20 protein-coding genes and 2 pseudogenes are annotated in these 26,037 nt (G+C 55.7%); 15 read left to right on the forward strand and 7 right to left on the reverse strand.

What is annotated here, in order from left to right; translation table 11 throughout:
- Window positions 1–904 precede the first annotated feature (904 nt).
- The 10 genes and pseudogenes from BK658_RS17555 (at window position 905) to BK658_RS17610 (ending at window position 14,856) form a co-directional block, all read left to right on the forward strand.
- Complete coding sequence (locus BK658_RS17555) at window positions 905–1,105, forward strand: AlpA family transcriptional regulator (protein WP_123583380.1); 201 nt, start codon at window positions 905–907, stop codon at window positions 1,103–1,105.
- Window positions 1,106–1,454: 349 nt separating this feature from the next.
- A complete protein-coding gene (locus tag BK658_RS17560) occupies window positions 1,455–2,420 on the forward strand; it encodes a YagK/YfjJ domain-containing protein (protein ID WP_123583381.1) in 966 nt (321 codons plus the stop codon).
- Window positions 2,421–2,637: 217 nt separating this feature from the next.
- Window positions 2,638–3,039, forward strand: a complete 402-nt coding sequence (locus tag BK658_RS17565) for a hypothetical protein (protein WP_123583382.1) — start codon at window positions 2,638–2,640, stop codon at window positions 3,037–3,039.
- A 513-nt stretch (window positions 3,040–3,552) separates the two neighbouring features.
- A complete protein-coding gene (locus BK658_RS17570; protein ID WP_123583383.1) occupies window positions 3,553–4,458 on the forward strand; it encodes a F510_1955 family glycosylhydrolase in 906 nt (301 codons plus the stop codon).
- Between the two features lie 579 nt (window positions 4,459–5,037).
- Window positions 5,038–5,181: pseudogene (gene tssD, locus BK658_RS17580) on the forward strand (type VI secretion system tube protein TssD); the annotation flags it as partial.
- A 179-nt stretch (window positions 5,182–5,360) separates the two neighbouring features.
- Window positions 5,361–8,261 (forward strand): type VI secretion system Vgr family protein, encoded by a 2,901-nt coding sequence (locus BK658_RS17585; protein WP_123583385.1) that lies wholly within the window; start codon window positions 5,361–5,363, stop codon window positions 8,259–8,261.
- Window positions 8,258–12,877, forward strand: a complete 4,620-nt coding sequence (locus tag BK658_RS17590; protein WP_259740100.1) for an RHS repeat-associated core domain-containing protein — start codon at window positions 8,258–8,260, stop codon at window positions 12,875–12,877. Before BK658_RS17585 ends, BK658_RS17590 begins: the two co-directional genes overlap by 4 nt.
- A gap of 5 nt (window positions 12,878–12,882) precedes the next feature.
- Window positions 12,883–13,206 carry a hypothetical protein gene (locus BK658_RS17595; RefSeq protein WP_123583386.1) on the forward strand — a complete coding sequence of 108 codons (324 nt, stop codon included), beginning with the start codon at window positions 12,883–12,885 and terminating at the stop codon, window positions 13,204–13,206.
- Between the two features lie 204 nt (window positions 13,207–13,410).
- Entirely contained in the window at window positions 13,411–13,674 is a 264-nt protein-coding gene (locus tag BK658_RS17605) for a PAAR domain-containing protein (protein WP_123583388.1), read from the forward strand.
- Between the two features lie 564 nt (window positions 13,675–14,238).
- Entirely contained in the window at window positions 14,239–14,856 is a 618-nt protein-coding gene (locus BK658_RS17610) for an IS1 family transposase (protein ID WP_148049726.1), read from the forward strand.
- Between the two features lie 131 nt (window positions 14,857–14,987).
- Here the strand turns inward: BK658_RS17610 and tssI are convergent, their stop codons facing one another.
- The 3 genes from tssI to BK658_RS17625 all read right to left on the reverse strand — a co-directional run bounded on the left by tssI (window position 14,988) and on the right by BK658_RS17625 (window position 17,591).
- Window positions 14,988–16,343 carry a type VI secretion system tip protein TssI/VgrG gene (gene tssI / locus BK658_RS17615; protein ID WP_123583390.1) on the reverse strand — a complete coding sequence of 452 codons (1,356 nt, stop codon included), beginning with the start codon at window positions 16,341–16,343 and terminating at the stop codon, window positions 14,988–14,990.
- A gap of 128 nt (window positions 16,344–16,471) precedes the next feature.
- Entirely contained in the window at window positions 16,472–17,059 is a 588-nt protein-coding gene (locus tag BK658_RS17620) for a hypothetical protein (RefSeq protein ID WP_123583391.1), read from the reverse strand.
- A gap of 193 nt (window positions 17,060–17,252) precedes the next feature.
- On the reverse strand, window positions 17,253–17,591 hold the full coding sequence (locus BK658_RS17625) for a hypothetical protein (RefSeq protein ID WP_123583392.1): 339 nt from the start codon (window positions 17,589–17,591) through the stop codon (window positions 17,253–17,255).
- A 240-nt stretch (window positions 17,592–17,831) separates the two neighbouring features.
- Here BK658_RS17625 and BK658_RS17630 point away from each other — a divergent pair, with 240 nt between their 5' ends.
- Window positions 17,832–18,134, forward strand: a complete 303-nt coding sequence (locus BK658_RS17630; RefSeq protein WP_123583393.1) for a helix-turn-helix domain-containing protein — start codon at window positions 17,832–17,834, stop codon at window positions 18,132–18,134.
- Between the two features lie 169 nt (window positions 18,135–18,303).
- On the opposite strand, the gene BK658_RS17635 is transcribed toward BK658_RS17630, so the two are convergent.
- On the reverse strand, window positions 18,304–19,272 hold the full coding sequence (locus BK658_RS17635; RefSeq protein WP_123583394.1) for a DUF932 domain-containing protein: 969 nt from the start codon (window positions 19,270–19,272) through the stop codon (window positions 18,304–18,306).
- Between the two features lie 143 nt (window positions 19,273–19,415).
- On the reverse strand, window positions 19,416–19,751 hold the full coding sequence (locus BK658_RS17640; protein WP_123583395.1) for a hypothetical protein: 336 nt from the start codon (window positions 19,749–19,751) through the stop codon (window positions 19,416–19,418).
- Between the two features lie 627 nt (window positions 19,752–20,378).
- Between BK658_RS17640 and BK658_RS17645 the strand changes: the two genes are divergently transcribed.
- Both BK658_RS17645 and BK658_RS17650 read left to right on the forward strand, forming a co-directional pair.
- Entirely contained in the window at window positions 20,379–20,876 is a 498-nt protein-coding gene (locus BK658_RS17645) for a signal peptidase II (RefSeq protein WP_123583396.1), read from the forward strand.
- A 301-nt stretch (window positions 20,877–21,177) separates the two neighbouring features.
- Window positions 21,178–22,326 carry a M50 family metallopeptidase gene (locus tag BK658_RS17650; RefSeq protein WP_123583397.1) on the forward strand — a complete coding sequence of 383 codons (1,149 nt, stop codon included), beginning with the start codon at window positions 21,178–21,180 and terminating at the stop codon, window positions 22,324–22,326.
- Window positions 22,327–22,752: 426 nt separating this feature from the next.
- Here the strand turns inward: BK658_RS17650 and BK658_RS17660 are convergent.
- Window positions 22,753–23,085 (reverse strand): annotated as a pseudogene (locus BK658_RS17660) (hypothetical protein).
- 366 nt (window positions 23,086–23,451) lie between these two features.
- Entirely contained in the window at window positions 23,452–24,357 is a 906-nt protein-coding gene (locus BK658_RS17665) for an HNH endonuclease signature motif containing protein (RefSeq protein ID WP_148049727.1), read from the reverse strand.
- A 508-nt stretch (window positions 24,358–24,865) separates the two neighbouring features.
- Between BK658_RS17665 and BK658_RS17670 the strand changes: the two genes are divergently transcribed.
- Window positions 24,866–25,603, forward strand: a complete 738-nt coding sequence (locus BK658_RS17670) for a GIY-YIG nuclease family protein (RefSeq protein WP_123583400.1) — start codon at window positions 24,866–24,868, stop codon at window positions 25,601–25,603.
- A 139-nt stretch (window positions 25,604–25,742) separates the two neighbouring features.
- Window positions 25,743–26,012 (forward strand): hypothetical protein, encoded by a 270-nt coding sequence (locus BK658_RS17675; RefSeq protein ID WP_259740101.1) that lies wholly within the window; start codon window positions 25,743–25,745, stop codon window positions 26,010–26,012.
- The last annotated feature ends 25 nt before the right edge of the window (window positions 26,013–26,037 follow it).

Raw genomic sequence — 26,037 nt, forward strand, 5'->3', positions numbered from 1 at the left:
TCAGTGGCCGGATGCTCATGGAATAGGTGGCCGGATGGCCGTGGAATCCGCAGTTTCGACTCTCCGAGCAGCTCGGCCAGCTCATCGCGCGGGTCTTCCTTCACGACAAAATCATCCTTCCTACCCATAGTTAAAATCTATCTTAAATTAATTTAATTAATGCACAGGCTATTGCAAGGTGGTAGTTCTAGCGTGATTCTAGACATGATCTATAGGTATTCTATAGCCATTCAATGACTGATCTATGCTTATTCTAGGAATATTCTATGGATTTATTTATCTTTGAGAGCCACAGATTCATGGCTCTGTAGCCGTTATTTCCAGTGATTTAACAGTGAGCAGCGAACTTTCACCATGCGAATCGATTATTTTTTTAGGAGGATAGTTTTTTAGAGCTGTCATGAGGACGCCAGTGATGCTTTGCCATGCTCCTGGGAGATGTATCGAGTGCTGGTGAGATTGGCGGCGCTATGCAGGCGTTGATTGGCCGTGTTCGCCACTACCGGTGAGGCGCGGGGATGCAGATCTCGCTTACTGCTGCGAGCGGCTGATCAAGGTAGGCATCTGTAGTCTTGGGTAAGTGGTTGGGGCGGCAGGCATAAATGAGCACTGGGCTGTGCACGGCAGAGTTGATTCATCGTCGTGCATCCTGGGCGGCCAAGGAATCAGTGAAACGACCGATGCAGGAATGGATGTGCTGGCTCAACCGCCACTGGCCATTGAAGCCCTTGTGCTAAGCGACGCCAGTTTGCGGCCACTGCTTCAGCGCAGGCGATGCCTGTGCTGATTCAAGCCACCCGAGAGCCTCTGGAAAAGCTGGAGCGGTTCACCCTGAGGTGGACGGGGTGCGTATTTTCTTACAGGGCACCCCAATCCTCTGAACGGAATACAGAGGAGCCAGTTCATGAGGTTAATTCGCCTGAAAGACGTTAAGCACGCCACCGGCCTAGGTCGGTCCACGATCTATAAGTACATCGAAGAAGGGATCTTTCCGAAGTCGGTGTCATTGGGCGACAGGGCTGTCGCCTGGGTTGAAAGCGAAGTCATGGACTGGATCATGTCCAAGATTGAGGCGCGTAACTTGGTCGAAAGGGTCGCTGCGTGATTCACAGACATCTGGGGTGGGCTTTGCATGCCTGCTCCCGCATTTTCAATACGCCATGGCTGGGGCTTCCCCGGTCATGGCCTTTATGCCGCATCAGCCGGCTGCCGTGGTGGCATCTCAGACAATACCCTCGGTGGACTCATTGCAAAAAGTCTCGATAGGCAGGGCAATACCGCTTTCTATTGGCCTGCTTCTCCGGGCAGTACCCTCCTTGGCAAAGCTGGTTTTATTGATATAGCCATATCCAATCAACTACTACCTTTCAATAGCCTAAGGCAAAGAACGTCTCAGCAGTTAAAACATACTCACTGAGTATCTGGTGTGCATCCAACCACCCAGGCACTCAATCATGTACCCATTCAGCAATTCCGCCTTCACCAGCCTCTCCCAGTCTCAAGCCTCGATCAGGATCGAGCGACTCGTTCAGTCTATTGAACGTACTGACAAGCCAGCTTTCGAGATCATCCAAACTCAATCTGGATACGAGCGTGCACAACGGACCAGGATCTCCAAATACGTCGACTCCGTGCAGCAGATGTTCGATCTCTTTGATGATCGTCACCCCTACGTCTATAGCGAGCACCTGCAAGCTTTCTGGGAAGCTTGTCAGGACATTGGCCTGGAGCGTGGTCCGGCAGGTGTGACCTGCCTGAATGAGCATGGGACGGCGTATCTGGGTTTCCATCATTCCATGAACGTACTGGTTGCTCGGATTCGTCAGCTGATCAGCAGCAAGAGGTACAAGCGCAAGGCGGATGACCGTCGCTACGAAGCCAGTCGCAAGCAAGCCACGCTCAGCGAGTACGTCAGCCAGGTGCTTGATCGTTACTCCCGCACGGTGGTCGTTCGTGTGGATCTGCATTATCGAGCGATGGCTCGTCCACGCTTGCGCATTGAGCATGTGTTCAATGACCTGGACAAGCTCATTCGTGCGCGGGAGCGTAATCCAATCTTCAAGCACGAGACGGGCTATATCTGTTCAGTCGAGCACGGTGAGGATAAAGGCTTTCATATCCATGCAGCCTTCTTCTTCAACGGCGCTGAGGTACGCAGCGATTTCGCTAAAGCGAGAAAGGTCGGCGAGTTGTGGGAGCAGATCACTCGTGGCCAGGGTTACTTTTTCAGCTGCAACGATGACAAGGACAGCTATGGTGACGAGCTCGGTATCGGGGTGATCAAGCGAGCTGACAGCGAGGCATGTCGAAAGTCCATCAAGGCCATGAGTTACCTGACCAAGGACAACCAATATCTGCGCATGAAGCCTGCTGGGGCGAGAACCTACCGCACTGGTCGTACTCACAGAGCAACTGCTTGAAAAGTCTACAGGTCAGAACCATCGTGCTGGCTCTGATTTGTCCAGACGGCTATCCACCACCGACCGTTTATGAACGGGCGATGGCGTCGAAATCACCTATCGAGGTGTCCGGTATTAGTTGACCACTACAGTTGCAGCAGAGGGGAACCGCAGCAGCAGATCAGATGGGAGCTGCTTAGCTCCCCTTTACTCAATCCATTATCCAATAGGCACGCCCATGCTCCTTCCTTACATCAATCCGCGACTTCCGTTATCTGAATCACATGCTGCAATCACCATCAGTCGTCTGATGCAGGCCGTCGCTCGCACGAACGGGCCGGCCTACCGCGTCACCCTGGATACGCTGGGCGATGAGCAGATCACGTCGACATCGCTGTCCAGGCTATTCGACTGCGTGCCACAGATTAACGAAGAGTTCGCGGACTACTGCGACGATGAACACCAAGAGGTGTTCTGGATGGCGTACCAGGAGATTGGGCTCGAGCGCGGCCCATTGGGGCTGGTCTGTATGAACAGTACGGAAACGGGCTACCTAAGCACTGCTCAATCGATGAATGCGCTGGTCGATAGAATCCGGCTGCTGCTCGGTCGCCAGGAGGTGGGCGAGGCTACTGCATGAGGTGAGGCGACCCTCAGGGGTTGGGTTTGCAGAGTGGCTGCTGGTGAAGGTCGAGCAGGCTCCCGAACCGTTGCTGGACCATTGAGGGTTTATTACGAGCCATGATGCTCTCCTTTCAGGCGAGTCATGGGGGTAGATCATCCAGAACCAGCCCATATGGTTGCTCGGAGTCATCGCAATGCTTGGCCAAATGGACTTGGCGATCACCGGCGTCCTGAAGAACCTATCCACCGTAAGGCTGCACCTTGTCATTGAGGTATCTATTTACGCCATCGTAAACAGCGAAATTCATTTGGACGGCCGTGGGATTTGTGGATGCGGATAACAATCCAGGGGCTGTGAGCTACAGTTGTACTGCCCCCTCTCCATGTACTCCTTACGTTGAGAGGCTGGCCTTGGGTGCCGACGTTAGGCACCTCTTTAATTTCATCTGCAGAGCTTCATCCGCAGACACGGTTGGACGTTAGCAAGATATCCACCGGCAAGGGCTCAGTCACGATTGGAGAATGGACTATGGATCTGGGAAATCGTCTACGCCGGGCGGTATCGATTGGACTGTTGATGGGGCTCACTCACCTGACTGCCGATGCCGCGACGACCGTCAGCTTGAAGCATGTTCACGGGCTCGCGTTCAGCCAGGATGGGCAACAGCTGTCTATCCCCAGTCATGATGGGCTGGCCATTTACCGTGATGGTCATTGGAGCAAGGCTCCTGGGCCCGAACACGACTACATGGGCTTTTCTGCCGGCCGCCAGGCGATCTATAGCAGCGGTCATCCGGCCAGTGGCAGTGGCCTGGCCAACCCTCTAGGGGTAATCAAGAGCAGCGATGGCGGCAGTACCTGGCAACCACTTGGGTTTCAAGGAGAGTCAGACTTTCATCTGCTAGCCAGCGGTTTCGACAACGGTGTTCTCTACGTTTACAACACGCACCCGAACTCGAAAATGACCACTCCGGGCTTGTACTACAGCCTGAACGACGGAGCCACCTGGCAACATGCAGTAGCGCAGGGAATGGGATCAGAGCCGCATGCGTTGGCGGTGCATCCCGTCGATAGCAAAACCGTCGCAGTGGCGACCAGCAGCGGCCTGTTTTTATCGAGCGATGCCGGTGAGCACTTCCAGCCCGTTCTCCAGAACGTTCAGGTGCTAAGCGTCAGCTTCAGCATCGACGGAAAGAGCTTATGGTTCGGCAGTTTTAACAAGATACCGCAGCTCTCGATCCTGGACCTGAAGACTCACGAGATCAGCGCGCTCGGTTTGCCACCCCTCAATCAGGATGCCGTCGCTTATTTGGCGCAGAGTCCGACTCATGCTCAGGAGTGGGCGATGGCGACCCTCAAGCGTGATGTCTATCTGTCGCAAGACGAAGGCAAGACCTGGAAAGCCATCGCACAGGCGGGGCAAACGTTGGAATAAGCCTTCTGACCGGCAGAAGGCCTGGAACAAGCAAGCCAGCGATGATCAGGCTTTGCTCATCGGCTCAAAGTACTAGGACGAATAATGTAAAACGGCGTCTATTAAGCCGATGCTAGTCTTGATAGGTACGTCGCCAGATCGGCGCTGTTTGCGACTCCATTGGAGTTGCAGATTAAACGTGGGGGGGGATTCGCCGGCACTGTACCGGCAGGACAGGGATTATGAGCCGTTCCCAAACCATCCCCCCTCAATCCACGTGATCCACGGAAACAGCTCCAGGTGCCCCTGCTGTTCGATCCATAACAAAAACTGCCCACACCAACGCGTACTGGTCCCCAATACCACTCTTAATTTCTCGCCACGGATTTGAGATTTAGCCGGATAGAGGCTTTTGCCTTTATGTGCAAGAAGCTGCGCACTTGTTACCGAATATCGGCCGAGAATCTCCATCCGCCCTCCTCGCAATCTCACAACCGTCTGATTTTTTGTGATATATATAAAGTTGGCACGGAGTTTGATTTAGGCACCCGCTGGGCGATTTCGCCTGCTGGTCCCTATTTTTTAGCAAGGAGAGCATCCATGGCTACACCCGCGTATATGTCCATCACCGGCACCAAACAAGGTCTGATCACTGCCGGTGCCTTCACCGCTGATTCGGTTGGCAACACCTACCAGAAAGGTCACGAAGACCAGGTCATGGTTCAGGGTTTCAGCCACGAAGTCTCCGGTACTTCGGGTTCCGATGACTGGCGTTCCCCGGTCGCTGGCTAAGCCTCGACCGTTTCAGCCCATCGGCCAGCCTTGCTGGTCGATGTGGTTTGCATCACTCAAGAATTTTTTGCGTTCATTGATACCCGACTCGGATGTCGAGGGACGCCGCCGCATTGCACGAGGAACCAGGGATGTTCTCACCGGCCAACCAGCCCCATTTCACGTTGACCCTCGAAGGCGCGGACTTTCAGGTCCTGGCCTTCAAGGGCCGCGAAGCCCTGAACGCTTCGTTCGAATTTGAACTGGAGCTGGTCAGCGAACGCGCTTTCCTCGACCTCGAAAGCCTGCTGCACAAACTCGCGTTCTTGCAGCTGTCGTCTTCGGGCAGCGGCATTCACGGGCTGGTCTACAGCATTGCCCAAGGCGAGGCCGGTAAACGCCTGACCCGTTATCGGATTTCCCTGCGCCCGCAACTGGCCTACCTGGCCCATCGGGTGAATCAGCGCATATTCCAGCAGATGACCGTGCCGCAGATCATCGCTCAGGTGCTGGAAGAGCACGGCATCCTCGCCAGCGATCACAAGTTCCAGCTGAGCGCGGTGTATCCCGAACGCATTTACTGCGTGCAGTACGATGAATCCGACCTGCAATTCGTGCAGCGCCTGTGCGAAGAAGAAGGCATTCACTACCACTTCCAGCACAGCGCCAAAGGCCATCTGTTGGTGTTTGGCGACGACCAGACGGTGTTCCCGAAACTCGCGCCGGTGGCTTATCAGCAAGACACCGGGCTAGTCGCCGACACGCCGATGATCAAGCGTTTCGGTCTGCGTCTGGCGACCCGCACCAGCCGCGTCACCCGACGTGACTACGACTTCACCAAACCGCGCATCGAACTGGAAAGCGACGCCAAGAGTGCCGCCCAACCGGACCTGGAGGATTACGATTATCCGGGCCGCTATGTCGACCGCGAGCGTGGCAAGCACCTGGCCAATCGCAACCTGGAACGCCATCGCAGCGACTATCGGCTGGCCGACGGTCGCAGCGATCAGCCGCTGCTGGTCAGCGGGCATTTCCTGGCCCTGACCGACCACGCCAATCCGGCCTGGAACGACCTCTGGCTGCTCACCGAAATCCGCCACGAAGGCAAGCAGCCGCAGGTGCTCGAGGAGTCGGTGACCAGCGACGTCACCGAACTGAAAGACGATTTCCACCAGGGCTACCGCAACCAGTTCAGCGCGATCCCGTGGAACGTGCCGTACCGTCCGCCGCTGGAGCACCCGAAACCGAAAGTCCTCGGCACCCAGAGCGCGGTGGTTACTGGGCCGGAAGGCGAAGAGATTTTCTGCGACCAGTACGGTCGGGTGAAGGTGCAGTTCTTCTGGGACCGCGAAGGCCAGCACGACGACAAGACCAGTTGCTGGATGCGCGTCGCCTCGAACTGGGCCAGCCAGAACTTCGGCTCGATCAACCTGCCGCGCATCGGTATGGAAGTGCTGATCACCTTCCTCGAAGGCGATCCCGATCAGCCGCTGATCACCGGTTGCCTGTACCACGGGGTGAACCTGCCGCCGTACAAGCTGCCGGATTTCAAGACCCTGGCCACGGTCAAGAGCAAGGAATACAAAGGCAGTCGCGCCAACGAACTGCGGATCGACGACACCACCAGCGAGATCAGCATCGCCCTGCGCAGCGACCATGGCGCGAGTGCGATCAACCTGGGTTATCTGACCCATCCGCGCCCGTCCGGTGGTCAGCCACGCGGTGAGGGTTTTGAGCTGCGCACTGACCGTCATGGCGCAGTGCGCGCGGCCGCCGGTTTGCTGCTGACCACCGAGCCACGCCCGAACGAATCCAAGCACCACAAGGACTTGCCGGAAACCGCCGAACGGCTGGCCACCGCCGCCGATCAGCAGGACGGCTTTGCGATGCAGGCCAAGGAACTGCAAGCCCAGGAACCGGGCGATCAGGACGACGTGGCCAAGACGCTGCACAGCCAGCATCAGGGCATCCTCGGCAGTGGCCCGGCGAACATGAGTGCCAACGAGTTTCCGGAATTCACCGAACCGCATCTGGTGCTCGCCAGTCCAGCCGGCATCGCCCTGACCACGCCACGTTCCAGCCATATCGCTACCGGCGAACACTTGGCCCTGAGTAGCACCGGCCACACCAGCCTGTCGATCGGCAAACGCCTGCTGGCCAGCGCCAGTCGTGGTATGCGGCTGTTCGTGCAGAGCATGGGCTGGCGCTTGGTCGCGGCGTCCGGCGATATCGACGTGCGCGCCTTGAAGGACAGCATCAACCTGCTGGCCAAGCTCAACATCACCGCCAATGCCGACCGCATTACCATCACCGCCAAAACCGAACTGGTGATCCAGGGCGGCGGCAGCGCCACCACTTACAACGCCGGCGGCATCACCCACGCCACCAGCGGCCCGTACACCGCCCATGCAGCCAACTTTGCCTACACCGGAGCGAAGAGTCTGTCCGGTGCGTTCCCCGAACCGCCGAAGCCGGGCAAAGGCAACCTCGAACTGTTCAACCAGTACGCCGGGCAACAGGGCATCAAGGGCGGCGATTTCGAAGTGATTGATGCGCTGGGCAAGAGCCTCAAGGGCAAGCTGGATGCGAAGGGTTTTGCCACGGTCTCCGGCGCCGCGCCGGGACCAGCGCGGGTGGTGTTCGGCAAGGACCCGGCGGACACCTGGAGTGATGGCAGCTACATCGGCAAACCGGAATGGCCGCTGCAACCGCCGAGTGCCGAGGATATCCCCGGCCCGGTGCAATCGATGGTCGCCCAGATATTGCCGAGCAAGAACTGGGACGTGCTGGAGAAAGGCAAAGCCCTGGCGCAAACCGGCATGAGCACTGTGCAATCCGCTCAGGGTGCGATGCAGACCACGCAGCAAATCAAAGGCGTGGTGCAGGGCGGGGTGGCCGGTTTGCCAAAGCTCGCCAGTGCCGCCATGCCGAGTGCGTCGAGCCTTCTCGGCGCGGCGAGCAAGGGCGGCCAGTTGCCGACGCTTCCCGCTCCGACGCTTCCAAAACCTTCCTTGAAAACCCCGGGCCTGTTGGCGGGTGAGATGCTGTCATGACCACTGAAATCGTAAAACGTGAACCTCAGATTGCCATCGTTCCTCTGAATGCCATTGACATCCAGGACGTAGCCAGCAGTGCGGCGACCTTCGATGCCTGGCTGCAATCGGCCAGTGGGGGTGTGGTCACCCTCGACCGGATCAAGAACGTCGCAGGTGCCTTACCGGTGGTGGGCAACATCATGGCGTTGGTCGATGCGCTGGGTGACATCGTTACCCTGTCCAACGCGCAGAAACGTGACTTGCTTGCCTGGGCCAGTCTGGGCATCAACCTGATCGGTGTGTTGCCACTGCCACCGGCCATGGCGGCGGCGCGCATGACCCTGCGCCCGACCCTGTTTCTGGTGCGCCAGGAGATGAAGGCCACCAGCAAAATGCTGCTCAGTGCATCCGTGATCGAGGTTCTGGTCGGTCACCTGAACGCCTCTATCATCGGCACCCTCGACGACTTCGTTGAACAGGCCAAAGGCAAGTTGCCCGGTATTCTCGCGGACGCCGGCAAGCTGGGCGAAGACGTTATCAACGAGATCGCCAAAGGTCTGGACACCCTCGCCAACGGCAAGCTCGACGCCAAGGGCGACGCGCAGGCCGCCGGGCAAAAAATCAGTGCTGCTGGCGACCAACTGCTGAACGATCCCCTCGCCGCAATCGACAACATATTCGGCGCCGCCGCCAGCGCATACAAAGCCGCCGGTAAAGGTCTGGCCAACAGCGCAGCCGATCACCTGCTACCCGACGACATCAAAAAACGCGTGGAGAAAGAGACCGCAAAACTGCGCGCGATGGGCCCGGAACTGCGAACCCAGTTGGGCAAGCTGGACGATGAGTCGGTGCAAAATTCCATCGGCTGGTTGCTGCTGATCCTGTCCAGCGCCGTGACCCTGTGGCGCAAGCGCAATGCCCACGGCCAGAGCGCCGGGGTCCACCCGGACAAGACCGGTCAGGCCAGGCACACGGCGTCCGATGGTGAATTGGGATCCAACGGCAAACAGGCTCCAGCGAATCGCGAGCCCGCTCCGGAGAAGAACGGCCCCTGCACCGGCACGTGCCACAGCATCAGTTTTGCCTTGGGTTCTGAACGCCTCAGCCATACCGATTTCAGCCTGCCCGGCTCATTCCCGGTCGAGTGGACACGCACCTATAACTCACGCCTCGACACCTATGATCAGAGTGAACTCGGCGCTCGCTGGATCAGCGAATTCACCACGCGGTTTGACTGCGTGGACGATGGCTTGACGTTCTACGGCTCCGATGGCCGCGACCACAGCTTTCCGCTGCCCAAACTCGGTCTGTTTCACTACGACGCCATCGAAAGCATTACACTGGTTCGCAGTGGCGAAGACCAGTTGCTGTTGTGCCGTGGCTTCGAACGTAAGGAAACCTACGTCCGCCATGGCCAGCGCTTTGTGCTGACCAATATTTCTCTGCGCAACGGCGCCGGAATCATGCTGCATTACGAGCATCGCCACGGCGAACAGTCGGTGCTCTCGGACCTGATCACCTATCAAGAAAACGACATCAGCAAAGTCCACCTGCACCTCGGTACGATGATCGACGATCACGGCCGGCTGATCGGCCTCTGGCAAATCGTTGACGGTGCCCCACTGCGACAACTCTGTGCCTACCAGTACGACGCCTATGGCGACCTGATTCAGGCGCAGGACGAGAACGGCGCAGTCTGGTCGTATCAGTACCAACATCACCTGATCACCCGTTATACCGACCGTACCGGTCGTGGCATGAATCTGGAGTGGTACGGCCAGGGGGCCAAAGCCAAAGCCGTGCGCGAATGGGCGGACGACGGCAGCTTCGACACGCGTCTGGAGTGGGACGAAAACATCCGTCTGACTTACGTCACGGATGCTCTCGGCAACGAGACCTGGCACTACTACGACATCCTTGGCTACACCTACCGCATTCGCTACGCCGATGAGCGTTCGGAATGGTTCTTCCGCGACGACGCGAAAAACATCGTACGTCGCGTAAATGCCGACGGCAGCACGGATCGTTATAGCTACGATGAGCGCAGCAACCTGCTTGAGCACATCCGCGCCGATCACACGGTGATGCATTACGCCTACGACGATCAGGACCTGCTCATCAAGATCAGCGACGCCGAGGGCGGCCAATGGCAACGCGCTTATGACGATCAAGGCAATCTGGTCGAAGCGCTCGATCCGCTGGGCAACAAAACCGAATACGCCTACAACAAGGCCGGCCAGCCCACCGCGATCAAGGACGCCAACGGCAACGAAAAGGCCCTGGACTACAACGACGCCGGCCAACTGGTGGAATACGTCGACTGCTCAGGCAAAACCAGCGCCTGGGAATACAACGAACTGGGGCAGATGATCTGCTTCACCGACGCCGCCGGAAACGCCACCGAATACGAATACAACGCCGGGCAGTTGGCGTTGATCAAGCACCCGGACAAGACCGAGGAACGCTTTGAGCGCGACGCCGAAGGTCGGTTGTTGGCGCATGTTGATGGCCTTGATCGCTGCACCACCTGGAGTTACACCGCCGCCGGTTTGATCTCCGAACGCGTGGACGCCGCCGAACAAACCCTGCGCTACCGCTGGGACAAACTCGGTCGGTTGGTGGCCCTGGAAAACGAAAACGAGCGGCGCGCGCACTTCCACTACGACCCGGTCGGGCGTCTGCTAGAAGAGACCGGCTTCGACGGGCGTTCGACCCGTTATCAGTACGACCCCGAAAGTGGCCGCTTGGCCAGCACCGCCAACGGTGAACGCAGCATCGCCGTCAGCTTCGACCCGATGGGTCGCTTGACCGAACGCTGCGCCACGCTGGGCGAGCAGTCACAAAGCGAAACCTTCGCCTACGACGGCAATGGCAATCTGGTCATGGCCAACAACGCCGACAGCCGTCTGCAATGGTTCCATGATCCTGCGGGTAATGTGCTGCGCGAGCATCAACACTACCTGGGCCTGAAAAAGCCAATGGTTGCGGTCTGGCAGCATGAGTACGACGTGCTCAATCAGCGTGTCGCCACCACCCGTCCAGATGGTCACCGGGTCAGTTGGCTGACCTACGGCAGCGGGCATTTGCTCGGTCTGCGTTTGGATGAGCATGAACTGATCGGCTACGAGCGCGACGACCTGCACCGCGAAGTCGCCCGCCATCAGGGTAACCGCTTGTTGCAAACCCAGAAGTGGGATCCGGCTGGTCGCTTGCAGGAGCAGTTGCTAGGACGCGGTGACGACAAGTCCACGCTGCTCAAGCGCGAATACACCTACGATGCTGCTGGCGAGCTGACGGACCTCAACGACAGCCGTCGTGGTCCCCTCGCTTACCGTTACGATCCGGTCGGGCGACTGCTCAGCGCCACCAGCCGCCTGGGTGTGGAAACCTTCGCCTTCGACCCGGCCAGCAACCTGCTGGACGACAAGATTGCAGAAAACCGCCGACCGCTGGATCAGGACTCGCCGCGCAGCAAACTGCTCGACAACCTGCTGCGCGAATACGCCGGCACCCATTACGAGTACGACGAGCGCGGTAACCAGATTCAGCGCTGGCACAACGGCACCCGTAGCCAAATGCAGTGGGACCTGTTCGACCGCCTGGTGCACTTCGACGACGCTCGCTTGGCCGTGGATTATGCCTACGATGCCCTCGGTCGCCGCCTGCATAAAAACTCTAGTGCGCACTACAAACAACGTCCGGAAGCCGGCTCGCAATGGAACCGTAACGAACACGCGCGCAAACAGCGCGAGTTCGGCTGCGGCTTCACCCTCTATGGCTGGGACGGCGACAACCTGGCCTGGGAAAGCAGCCCGGCCCAGGCCGATGGTGGCGCCGGCAGAACGGTGCACTACGTCTTCGAGCCCGGCTCCTTCGTCCCGCTGGCCCAGGCCCTGCGGCATAAACCGATCCACCTTATGGGTCAGCCGGACTACAGCGGCGACTACAGCCTCAATGACGATCCGTTGTGGAATCACAAGCCGACTGCGCAACCGTTTGATGTGCTGGCCTGGTATCAGTGCGACCATTTGGGCACACCGCAAGAGCTGACCGACCAGAACGGCGATGTCGCCTGGAGCGCGCAGTACAAGGTTTGGGGTGAAGTGCGCGAGCAACGCTCGGCGTTGGCGCAGCAGCATGGACTGACGAACCCGATCCGCTTCCAGGGGCAGTACCACGATCATGAGACTGCCCTGCACTACAACCGCTATCGGTACTATGATCCACAGGTTGGGCGATTTATCAGTAAGGACCCGATCAGCTACGATGGTGGGCTGAACCTTTACCAATATGTCCCGAATCCGATGGGGTGGGTCGACCCTCTGGGGTTGGCTCGAATATACAAAGATGCTCCTTATCACGGCACCTCAGATAATGCAGTAAAAAGCCGTGCTCCAACAGACGGCCAAATTGCGCTGAACAACTCTGTCCAAGTTAAGGAAACATCTCCAAGACGGGTCGGAGTTGATGAGAACAATAACGAGCTTGTTGTCATGGACAAGACGAGAACCCATCCGAATGGAGATGAGGAATTTCATGGTCACGTCCGCTGTTGGTGTGACTTGCACAATGATCAACAGTCAGCACTCAAAAAAGCCGGCATGGTAACTGGTAAGGGAAAAATTAAAAGGTGATAACTATGAGCAAAGAACACAGCAAAAAAGAGCTCGAAATCATGTTGCAATCTGATGATAGCGACGTGGTGATAGATGCCCTTCTTTATCTATGTTTCAACATCAACGATCCAGAGTGGATTCAGGTCAAATGCATTGAAGCAATAGAGGGTGCAGGGAATGACGACATTAAGGGGTTGGCTATAACTTGCATAGGGCATGTTGCACGCATCCACTCAGAAATTGACAGGTCGTTGGTTATCCCAATTTTACGTAGCAGACTCACAGACGACACTTTGTCCGGTAGAGCCCAAGATGCTCTTGATGATATTGATATGTATGTCAAGTAGATCAGCGCAAGAGCACTTTGAAACGAGCGATGGGACTGTTCGTATTTGGATCGAGCAAGGTACGTCCATTCAGATCAAGGCAACAACAGAGCAGAACGATCCTGTTGAGTTATCTGAATCGGAGGCAATAGAAATTGCGGACGTACTCCGAGATTTTGCAAGCCGTATTTAAGGTCTGCAACGATAATGACGAGGTGGGACTAAGTGAAAGATATCATCCGCCTAGGTGACTCCACATCTCACGGAGGGGTGGTACTTGAAGCCTTTTCCCAGACCGACCTAAACGGCAAGCCTATGGCCGGCGTTGGTCACAAAGTCAGCTGCCCACTGTGCAAAGGCGTCTTCCCCATCGCCGAGGGCAGCAGCACCTACACGGTAGGCGGAATTGCTGTGGCACTGGATGGTATGAAAACCGCCTGCGGTGCTAGCCTGATCGCCAGTGGTCCGAAGGGGGCTGTGATCAGCTAGCAGCCAAGCACTTCAAGGCGGGGTATCCGGCTGCTGTGACTACTCGAGGTCGTGCAAACGTAATCGCAGGGCGAACGGAAACACAGTGAACACCCCGCCTGGGCAGGCATAAGGCGATGAAATGATGGTACAGGTTGAGTTGGCCAGGACGCCAAATGAAATGTAACCGGTTTTTGAGTAGGCATAGTGTGCGTTATCGCCTGTGGCCACAGCCATGTCCCCCTATGCAAAGGGGCGTTTCCCATCGACGGCCACAGTGATCTGCCTGACTACGATGCATGTCTTCCGGTGAGCCTACGCCCCGAAGCTGATCGCTTAGTCCGCTACCTGCACGACTTGCCTCTCCGGCGTGTGCGGTATTGCCCATGGTGTGGCAATTCAAACGTGAACCTCTCATTCCAAGGTGCAACCCAGAGGCTCCCGACCTATCGCTGCGGCTCCTGTCGCAAGACTTGCAACAGTTTAAGCGGGTCGCCCTTTTCAGGTTTGAGAAGGATGCACTTGTGGTCAACGTTTGCGGTGTATCTGCTTGCCGGTTGGTCCAGCCCAAAGATTGCGTCACGTTTGAATATCAACCACAAAGCCTATTTTAGCTGGGGGCAGGCGGTAAGAGAGGTGATGGCGGACGAGTTTCCCGATCTGCACCAATGGTGGACAACGCGTCATGACCGTGAAAATTTGCAGCCTGCTGAGCACATTGCGGTCCAAAAGCAGGAGGTCATCAGTTGGATAGAGACGACGCTGAGCACACAGCAAGCCACTTGTCCGAAGTGTGGTGGTACGCCAACTTATCGTTTCAAGGGGGCTCGACCGAAGTTTAAGTGTCAGCGTTGTATAACCAGCTTCTCCCTTCTGACGGGTACACCGTTATCCGGGATGCTCCATCCCGAGCTCTGGGTCGATTTCGTTAAAGGGGTTATGGATGGCAATAGCATCCCGGACCTTAAGCGGCTCTCAGGGCTTGGCATGGGGGCCAGTACTCGATGGCGTGGGCAGTTTTTGTTATTGATTGAACAGCAGGGGCATCTGGAACTGCTTCAGTGGATCACATGGATGCGTAGCCGTCGTAACAAAGATGCGGTGAGTTTTGTGCGCCAGGGTGGTTATTTGGACAAGGCCACGCGTTCTATTTATGCCCAAGGGGCGCGAAAAGGTAGGTTTGGTGCTCGCACGTGCACGTGATGTAACTGCTGTTCAGTGGGAATGCAGCTGGGTGTTCAGTCGGTGCAATTAATCACTCTAGCAACGCTTGGCGTTGCTAATGAATGTTCAGAGATAGAATCAGCTCAAGGGCGGTGTGCCCTTGAGTATTATCATGACGACAAACAACCGCTGATCAGCGGTTGGTCAGGGTAGCTTTCAAGAAATGTGACCGACACTTCCATTCCCATTCGAGGGGGCGCAATGTCACCGCTCCAACTGGAGGGCACTCCCAGCCAGCAACTACTCTTGTCGTCAAATCTGCCTTCGTGGTCCCAGGGGAACTTGACCTTGATCCTTCCGAACTGATCGCACTGGATCTCTTCGTCTGCCAGAGCGGTGACCACAGCGGTCTGGTTGCCTGGCCCCCGAGGCCTCTTGTGGGCCAGAGGCGGACGATAGAACACGTCCCCCGGAAGAACCATAAAACGGTTGCGGTAGCCCTGATGAAAGTCATCGTTGTCGTCAGTGTGGTCACTGCTGATGTTCTCGTTCCCTACCTGGGGTTGCCTGCCTTCGTGGATGACCTGAGTCAGTAGCCATAGGTCGTTCCACTCTTGGCGCGGGTGGCCTGAGATCTCCAGAACGTGGCCGCTGGCCAACCGGGTCTGGTTACCTTGCCCTTCGGCTTGACGATAAGCCGCATGACGGCGTTCCAGAGTACGCAGACCGATTTGCTTACCGTGCTCGCGGCCTATGAAACGCTCCAGGTCATCCTCGCGTCGCTCGTTTCTCTCTAGGTGAGAGGCTGACCCCAACAGCAGACGCGGTTGCTCAAAATCATGGTCCCGATGCGAGATACGGCTGGTGAGGGGCCCCAAACGCAGGTTAAAGCACTTGATCAGCGGCTCGTCGGCCACTAGATCACTCTCCTGTCTATAAGCTGTGGGTTGCCCAATCTTCGGGAAAACTGTCTGGTCATCGCCAAAGACCAGCGCGTGGCCTTGAGCGCTGTGCTGGAAGTGGTAATGAATGCCTTCTTCTTCGCACAAGCGTTGAATAAAGTGCAGATCGGATTCGTCGTACTGTACGCAGTATTCGCGCTCGGGGTAGGTCGAGCCCAGATGAAACCGGTAAGCGTCGCCCAAGATACCGTGCTCTTCCAGTATCAAGGCGACGATTTTCGGCACCGAGAACTGTTGATAGATCCTCTGGTTGATGCGGTGGCGCAAGTAGGACAAGTGCGGGACTAGGGCCAGGCTGTAGCGCGTCAAACGTTGATCACCACGGCCTTGAGCGATGTGGTAGATCCGCCCATGAATACCGCTACCCTGCGTGTCGAAGGCCAGAAAAGCCGGTTTGTCGGAGAGGCTTTTGAGGTCCAGGTCAGACCGCTCGCTAACCAGCTCCACGCTGAAGAAGTAAGGTCTGCTGATCGCCTCCTGGCCGGTGAAAGCAAGCACTTGAAAGTCGTGCTCGAAACCGTCGATTGTCAAACTGAAATGTGTCTGATTGGCTGGGTTGAACATCCGCTGTTCTCTTCTTACCTAAAGTGTTGAATTGACGCTGTCGCAGACAGCGATATCAGGAAAGCAGGGTAAAACCAGTCCAGGGCAATAACCTCTGAAAGGTCTGAACCCTTAAGTCTTTCCTTAAATCATGGATGCTTGCCTGCTTTACACCAATTCTCCCACTCGTCGAGCATGTCGGAGATAACCATGGCGTCCTCACCATTTTCCTTGTGGAACGCAGCGCCCCATTGATCGACACAGCTGTCTATAGTGGCTTTATTCGATGAGTTCGTAGAGGCTTTCTGCATGGCTGGGGCTGATCGTCCACCCACTTCTGGGCCTGTGCCTTTTAGGTACGCTACGATACGACCATCCTCAGCATTTCCTAGATAGTATCCGCGTAATAGGACTACCGGGGTTTTTGGAGTTTGCTGGATTTGTCCTGCGTATTCGTTAGTTGAGTCCCATAGACCACTGTCGCGCTGGTATTGATACTCGCAGGTGCCTTGGTCGCAGAATACCGTGCCACGAGTTTCTAGAACTTTCACGCTGCCATCCTGCATCTTGTAAGGGAGTTTGGCAGGAGTATCCTCAGGTACGCAGTCCAACCAAACCGAGTTGCGTTTACTTGTCGGGCACTCTTGTATTTCGTTTGCTTGCCAAGCCGATGCGCCTAAAGAATATGCAGTCGAAATGAAGCCAAGTAGAGCGATCAATAAAAATTTCTTCTTCATATGGATGTTTCCTTCTGTCGAGTAGGTATAGCTGTGATGGTTCGGATTAATTCGCCACTTAGGTAGGGCGTTAGACGAGGGTTACGTTAAGGGGGGGAGTCGCTACGGTAATCACGAAGCAGGTGCTTACCGATCACGCGGTCGTGCGGTATAGCTAGTGGCGCGACGCACAGATGATGTCCGATATTCGAGATCATTTTTTCTTATACGTGACTATCACTGTATCCACGACGAAGTATTTTGCTATTTCGTAGTCTGGGTCATACGTGGCGATATTGTGAGCTGCTATCGCCAATCCAGCGGCTAAACCACCCATTACAGTCCATGCAGTTGCAGCCACTGCGGCGATCCGGCCTGCAACATATATACGGCAGCTTAAGCCTTCTGCTTCGATGAGTTTTTCAATTGTTTCGACCGTGTTTCCAAAGGAGTAAGTGGAGATGTCTTTTATCGTGAATGTTTTTTTCTGAGAAATGAGTTTCGATATTTCTTCGTTGGTAATGTTAGACGCCGAGTAAACGCCAGTATCCATTATGAAAGTCCTTCTTGGTTGTGTGTTTTTTCGTATTCCATGTGTGGTCCGGTCCGCGACGTAACGCTGCGATCATTCCGGCCTGTGGTTCTATTTCTTTCAGCTTGCTCATCATTGAGGCGCGTCTCGCTCACGTCGAAAAAATCTCAGTCACAGCTCGCGCCTAAAATACTACCAATACGGTAGCATTTAAAGAAGCCTTGGTCTGCACGATGTTGGTTTTGCATTTGGATCGAGTCGATGTATGTATTGGGCAAGCGAATCAAGCAGGCGCGTGTTCTCGCCGGCCTATCGCAAGAGGGGCTTGGGCTAGAGGCTGGGTTAGACGAAATGTCTGCGAGTACCCGTATGAATCGCTACGAGTTGGGAAGACGGGTTCCCAGCCCCGATTTTATGGAGCGGTTAGGCAAAGTACTCAACGTGCCAGCGGCCTATTTCTATGCCGTCGATGAAGACGAAGCTGAGCTGCTAGTCAAGTTCCACAGACTCAGTCCAGCAGCGCGTAAGCAATTTATGAAGCACCTGTCAGAGTTGGGCGACTAGTAATAGCAGACCAAATCTGACAATGCGCAGGGAGCCCTCGGACAAAAAGCTATCCATCTACCACGATAAGCGCAGCCAGCCTGCCAATGAAACGGGCCACTCGTTCATGGGTGAATGTCGCCCAGCCAGCAGGCACCGGCTAGGCGTTTGCGAGACGGCTGGTTTTCTTTCAGGCAACGAGTTGCAGGGCCGTGTTGAGTGCTCGTTGTTTGATGGCCGCGCCTTGGCCGAACCACGCCGTGTCCATGCGGTACTCGGCGCTGCGAGCGCGACGCTCGTGGTCGACATACTCGGTGACCGCGTTGAGCAAGCCCCAGGCCGTGCCCTTGGCCGCTTCCAACTCCGCACCTCGGCCATGACCGTCATACAGGCTCAGTACCTTGGTTAAGGCCCGCTCATTCGAAATACCGGCCCGTTCCGGGTTACCCGTCTGAGCTTCGCACAGCACGCTCAGCAGATAGTCCCTGGCTTCATGGTCTTGCACTTTGCGTTCGGCGAGCATTCGCATGCGGTACATGAAGTCGTCCCACTGCGAAACGGCGATGCCTAGTTGCTGTTTCACGGCTCGCGGATCGAAACGGGTGCTGTGCGGGACCTTGATCGCCTGACTGGCGCCATTGACAGCAATACTCAGGGTGTTGTTGCAGACCACCCGAATAGTGGTCGGTGTTGCCGTGGTGGCCAGCGTGCCGTCGCAGGAGGTGGCCAGCAGCAAATAGCCATTCACCACGTCATTGCCTTTGAGTGCGGTCGATTGTCCGGTCCTCGCCAGTGCCCAGAGCTTGCGCCCGCCCTTCAATACCCCAGCGGTTTCCAGCTCGTAACCAGAGCGCTCCGTAAGATCCCGGTAAAACTCCAGAACCTCACGGGGCTGGACCACCTGGTAGCGGTTGGAAACCACTGACAACGCGGCCTTGGTGTCGGAGCGATACAGCACCTTCTGTTCGGGAAACGAATGGATGGTGCCGAGATTGCCGATGGAGTCAGCCATGAAGCGCACGGGCGACTCCTGGATCTGCCAATTCATGCCGGCTTCTTGTTGCCAGACTTCCAGCGGTTGCTTGGGCGAGAGCTGATTGCCCAGACCATGCCAGGGAGTAGCGCCAACGTAAGCCATTTGTTCGATGAGGTGTGCCATGGGGATCTTCCTTTTCATAGGCGCACGGCGAGGCCGCTGAGCATTCAGCAGGGACCAGTCGACATGCGGAGTGTTGATAGAGAGAGGGCGACGCGGTGGATCAGACCGCGAAGAGCGGTGGCTTCAAGCAGGAGATGAGCAGTTCAAGCGGAATGACGGCAGCTAAACGAAAGTCCGCAGTCGAGGCAGAGGTAATTGTCCAAAACCCGTTCATCGACGATCTCGCCGAGTTTTGCGCCAGCGATGCAGCCGGTAGCCGCTCCGGCTAATCCACCGAGAATGGCGCCGGCTATCCCGCCAACAGCGACCCCAGGAGGGCCGGCAATGAGTCCGATGACTGCGCCAACCTCGGCACCGGCCATGGCGCCTGTGACCCCTTGGGCGGCGCCACCGACGGTACCGATAAGGGCGCCGACTTTCCTAGCTAAATCTTTGGTGATGACAGCGATGGAGTGACAGCGTGGGCATTGAGTGGTCATGCACAGGGTTCCTGTAGAGAGAGTCGGTATGAAGTCATTGCACGGGCATAGAGCCCCATCAAGCAGGTCACATATGCGATCTGCTTGAGTGGTGAGCTGCGGAGTCTGGGGGGGGCTGATGCGGATGGGTGCAGGTTCGTGATGTATGACTACGAATTTGTTGATCGCGATTAGATGGGGGAGTCTCATGGCGTAATAAGCGGTAAGGGCTGAACCCCCGGTGGTTTTGTAGACCGGTCAATGACCATGTTGAGTCGTGGACCGACCATTCAAGACAGGTCACAGCGGACCCAGGCCAACCTGTCTCGCGAACGGCAGAACACGGCCGAGGCTGTGTAAAAACATTTTAGAGCAGATTTGACGGTCAGAACCGGAACGAAAATCGTGCGCCTACACAAATTTTATATCTGCTGATTAACCAAACGTTGGCGGATTTTACGTAGCAACGCGGACTTCAAAACGCTGTATGCGTTTTTACGCAGCCTGGGCCGAAAGCCGCCTGCCTTCATCGGATGGCATAAACCTACTGTTGGTGGACCTCTCGAGTAGGCTGCGTTATCTTGCCGCCGCTGCCGAAAATGCGAGCTATCGCTGTGTACTCGTTATGAATGAATAAAAGGATTGTTCATGGAACTGGTAATGAGAAGTCGGCTTTTTGCGGTACTGATCGGCTTGGGATTCATCGCTTTAGACCAGTGGGTCAAGGTACAGGCACTACTTACGCTGCAATCTCACAGTTTTAGACTCGGCGGTAACTTCGCCTGGCTAAATATTGCCTTGAGCTTGAACGCTGGAGCATTCCTGAGCCTGGGCGCGGGGTTAGCACCGGGGGTGAAACAGCTGATTTTTATCGTCGGCGTGGCAGCGTTTGTGTGCTGGGCCACCTGGTGGGCCTTGGCATGTTGGGTTAGTTCTCCGGTCAAGGCAGCAGCGGTCTACTTCATTGCATTGGGCGGTGCTTCTAACCTGATTGATCGAGTGTTTCGTGAGGGGCATGTGGTCGACTATCTGATCCTTAACCTTGGATCAGTGCATACCGGTGTTTTCAATATTGCCGATATTGCCATCATGGTAGGGACCGGAGTGTTGCTATTGGATGAATTGAGAAGACACCGCAAAGCGTAAGTAACGGGAGTGTTCCCTCTGAAGCATGGCTATGACCGCTTTTGGCCAATTCTGTTGAAAAAGTCGACCCGGGCTGACGGGCCATGCATTGAGCGGTGAAAACGTCATTTTTACACGCTGCTACGTCAAATCTGAGTCCTGAACCGTCTTCGCAAAACGCGGATTTCAATCTCAAGTGCGTACTTTTCTGTCGTGAAAACCTAAACCGACTTTTTCAACAGAATCGGCCAAAAACTGACTGTCGGAAGCGTCTAGAAAATCCGGGGCTATTCCGCCGGTTGTAAGCTCAAGGAAGACTGTAATGAAAATCAGCAAGACGCTGGTCGTCCTCAATAGCCTAATGCGCCTTCTGCAGGTGCTCTTGGGCTTGGCGGGCTGGATGGGCGCAGGGTTGATTCTGGGGCTGCACCTGCGCTCCGAGTTACAACCGTTTTTGTCGATGATCTTGGCGTCGGGGTTAGGTGTCATTGCCTTGGTCGTGCATGAAGGCGGTCATTACCTAGGCGCCAGGTTGCATCGCATGCCGGTGTTGATGATGCGTGTCGCAGCCGTGGAGGTTCAGGTGCGACGCCGGAATTGGCAGATTCGCTGGTCGCCACAGCTCAAAGGTCGTCGACTCGGCGGTTACGTAATCGCGGCGACCAACCGTCAGCTTCCGCTGCGCCAGCAGATGCTATGGTTTGTGCTGATGGGGCCCTTGGCCAACCTGCTCATGGGCCTGGCCTCAGTGGGATTTGGCTGGTTCACCGAGGGGCTAATGTCAGCATTCTTCCTAGCGTTTGCCATGCTTAACCTGAGCATGGCATTGACCAATCTGGTGCCAACCTCCCGCATTCTGCCCAGCGACGGTACACTCTTTATCGCCTGGTGGCTGCACTGCGACGACCAGCGTGCCGAATTGGCCCAGATGCGGTTGCTGGCAATGTCAGTGGCAGGAGTAGCCTGCGAGCAACTGCCGGATGCCGACATTGCACAGCTGTCCCAAGGAGCCATGCCTCAACCCTTGATTGCCATCAGCTACCGCCTTAGCGCCTTGCTGAACCAAGGCGATTTCCAGGCGGCGACGCAACTGGAGCAGAATCTGGAGGCGGTGTTGCAGGAGCATGCGCAGTCACTCAAAGGCATGGGCACGCTGATCACTTTGTTACGCATTGAGTTCGCTTTCGTCCGCGCGTATCTAGAACAGGACGCCAGGCACCTGTGGGACGACTGGACGAACAGCGACCTTGACTGGTTTTTCCCTTGGCTGCCTCCACGCTGTGCGGCCCTGCGGGCGTTTTTGCAGGGAGACCTGCAACTGGGTGAACGTTATTTGCAGCAGGCGCTAGCAGCTGCGAACAACAGCGTGGTACCTACGACAAGCCGCAGCGAGGCACTTCTGGCGGACAGCCTGCGGGCATTACCAGCAGCGGCACAAAGCAAGGATCTCGAACCCGAGTGCGAGCCATAGCCACGAACACCCCATTGCTTCTGGCCGATTCTGTTGAAAAAGTCGGTCATGGCTTGCGCAACAGAAAAGTACGCGTCCGAGATTGAAATCTTTACTTTTGGCAGAGGCTTCCGGACTCAGATTTCACGTACCAGCGTGCACAAAAAGCGTTTTCACCAGTCAATGATCAAGCAGTTTGGGCAGACCGACTTTTTCAACAGAATCGGCCGATTTCTGCCTGTCGCCACCTTCAGCTATGGGGCTTGGGACTGGCGATCAGCTAAGCATTGAGATTTTGGATGGAATGATAGTGTTAAAGCCAGTCCGCGATACGACTACCGTAACCTAATGTTTGAGGCCTCAACCAACACGAACAGGTCGGGCGGGTGACCCGCGTTAACCGAAGGCGGTTAAATGCCAGGCGAGTGAGCCAAGTGAGGTGCCCACTTACATCGACTTGACCGACACCACTTCCACAAACCTGAATTTTTTTCTGGCCGTCTTAGTAGCTTCTTGCTCTGCAACTAGAGAACTCAGCGTATCGGCCTCATGTACGATCTCGTGCATTTTGCCTTCAAATTCATTTCCCACCCGCAGCGTGACTCTCAGCCTGGGCGTGAAACCTTTTGAGACTTTCTTTTTCTTCGCTGCTTTTGCCGGTGGCACGATCATGGCATCCGGGACGGTGTCTTACACGTGTGAGTTAATTGCCGGCGCAGGGGACTCAGAGCCACCGAATAGCGCCCGGCGCATCTCTTCTTCCGTCAACTCTGTATTCATACCATTTCTCAGAAGGGCGTTATGTATAACCTGGCCGATTTTATCAGCACGGCCGGACTCTGTAGTAAAGCGTCGCTGGGTCAGACTTGAAACTGTAGAGGGCCACCAGATACCGGAGAGCATCAGCATCTGGCCATCTTCTGCCCATCGTGGCAGGCAGTTGTCGGCCAAAATCGAACTCTGTCGTTTAACTGCATTGAACCGTCCAAAGCTCAGCGGTGTACAGGCACGGTTGGCGGGTTACTACCTCTCGACAACAGGATAACAACGAGAGGCAGCAGTTGCCCCCCCCACAGAATGCGTTTTGCATGACCTAGAAAGTAAATCTGCCCCCTATCCGATTATCCCCGTCGAGCATGCGAGGCCTCATCGTGCGCCGGCAAAATACTCGCTTTCCTCAGGGGCATTTTTCCAAGATTCAAGAGCATTGATTACGTCTTGGTTGACAAGGGTTCCATTATGAGCAAGGCACAACACTTCTGAAGCGACAGCCTTATTCTGAGGGATGGTTCCTTGTTGGTAGCCGGGGAAGTAAGACCCAGCGCTAGCATAGCGCGGGCGAATGTTAACTATGATGAGTGGCGCGAGCACGACGCTACTGATCTCGTCGTGCAGAACCTCAAGTTTGATCAGGAAAAGAGACAGCCCATTGGGATCTGAGTCATAGTCAGTCTCCAGTCGGAACGCTACTCGCTCCGTCTCCTGCGGCTTTACTTCGTGGTGGACTTTTACACGGGAAACTGACCCTACTTCTTTGCGTATCTTCAGGTCGTACGTTGCTGAGATAGGTACAAGGCTGTGGTTGTGATCAGTTAGCGTCTCCCAGTGCTTGAGCATGGTTACTCTAACCTCTTTCACAAAAGCGACATGCTTGCCGCGATTGACCAGCTTTAGCTCTATGGTGGTGATGGGGTCATCGTCTTCAGTGCTACAGCTTTCTACTTCGTATAAATCAACTATTTTGAGACCAGTGGCCGGGTCCAGCAAATGCTCAGGCACAGGATTCAAGATTGCAGCCGCAAGTAATTCCTTGTACAGCCTCAACGCTTTTCGATCAATGATGTCTGCATGCGCCATTTTATGATGCTTGTCGCAGAGAAGGATGAGGTTGCCTGGATCGTTGTTTTCACGATTGTGATCGATATGGTGAATTTCTAGATAAGTGTGCTCAGAGCACTGATTGACTGCGCAGCAATGACCGCTTTCAATTTTGATTGCTCTAGCAATATCTGTCGGAATGGAGGGGCGTTTAGCTGTGTAGATGCTATCCATGTCAATGCTCGCCGGTATCATGTGCTAATAAATTGGTGTCTCAACGCTCAGGTCGCCAGGTATGTGGGGCTGGGCGTCAGGGCAGTGAACGTCACCATTGATGAATCGCCAACGACGTGACGCGGTGATCTAGCATGGGCTCCTCACGCTAGAACTACTCGAATTCGTTTGGAATCGGTCATCTTGGGTACGTATATCAAAGAAGACTACCAGATGCTCATCTGTGTTTGCAGTGCGCCATAGTTATATTGAACCTGCTGGCAACGTCAGATTGCTGACAGCTACCTGCCAACTGTGACCAGTATCGGTGAAGGTGGGACGGACTATCTATATTGGGTCGATTGCTGCCGCTGGCGAGGGGGCAGCATCGGGCTGTGCTTTCTCCGGGCTCTAATCGGGTCCGCCCCGGCAACAAAGGCGTGTTGAAGACCGGCCGAACTGACCGTCTACAATTCGACAGTTTTCGTTCCCCAGAACAATCGGCAAGTGAGGATGCACTAGGCCATTTATGGACATTTCGAAAATCGAATCCGCAAGATCGCTGAAAGCCTCTCTCCAGGCAGCTGTGGCTACTGGTGAGCTTGAGAACAAGCAGCAGCTATTGGATCGGGCACGCGATCTCGGCTTAACTGTGACAAGGAACGGGGCCGACTACGTCGGCTTACTTTGCGACTCAGGGCAAAGATTCCGGATACGCTTCGAGTTACCGAGTACATGCCCAGTTCTAGCGAATGAGGTTGAGACAAAGGCTTACGCAGTGGCGCGCCCTAGTGGCTACTGGATCTATTCGCTGATTGCTCATAGTCGTGATGGGGCTCGGAAAGCCTGTTATGTCGGTCAGACCGTCAATCTTAAACGTCGTTTTCGAGAGCATCTACGCCGGCATCGACCAGGTCGTTGTTCGTCAGCACTTATCGAGTGGGCTGCCCGTGAGCAAGTGGAGATCCGGGCAACCGTACTTTCTTTGGTTGAAGGTAGCCAAAGTTATGCGACGCAGTTTGAGGGGTACTGGCTTCGACTCGCTATCGAAGCTGGCTTCGAGGCGCCTGACTCGCATAATTGGGGCAGATTACCGCAGCCATTGGACCCAGTAGGGCAGCCCAATTGCTGGCCAACCGACCAGGTTCTTACAGCGTCGTTTTCGCTGGTGGATTTAGTTGAGCAGGAAATCATCCCGATTGAACTATACGTCGCGTCTACCTCCTCAGAGGGCGCACCTCAAAGCGCTGAAGATTCAGAATGGTGAGAGCAGGAAAAGATCGATGTCCACTTATGGCCGAATTTTACCAGTCATTACAAGAACTCAGGTTGATCAGGAGCGCCCCCAAGTGGTTGCGTGGGGCGGCCTATACTGCGTTGATCATTAATGAGGATCGGTGAGTTCGATGAGCAACGACAGCAATCACAGGGAAGGCCAGAGTCTGGTCGACAAGATCAAGGAGGGTGAACCATTGATGGCACGGGCGGTGGATGCGCTGCGGCGGTACCACGAGGCGCTGGGGACGCAATCAGCAGACGAAGTCGAGAGACTGCGCCTCGAAGCGGAAGCACTGGTACCAGCGCCAAGCTCTTGGTGGGGCTCCGCCTCCGTTACATTGAGCGAAACCCCAGTTGCAACGACAACAATCGACCCAGGCTGTGTGAAAACGCAGTGATTGTCTAACCTTCTGATCGTCGAGA

The organism is Pseudomonas brassicacearum (genome assembly GCF_003732175.1).
Classification (GTDB): Bacteria; Pseudomonadota; Gammaproteobacteria; order Pseudomonadales; family Pseudomonadaceae; genus Aquipseudomonas; species Aquipseudomonas brassicacearum_G.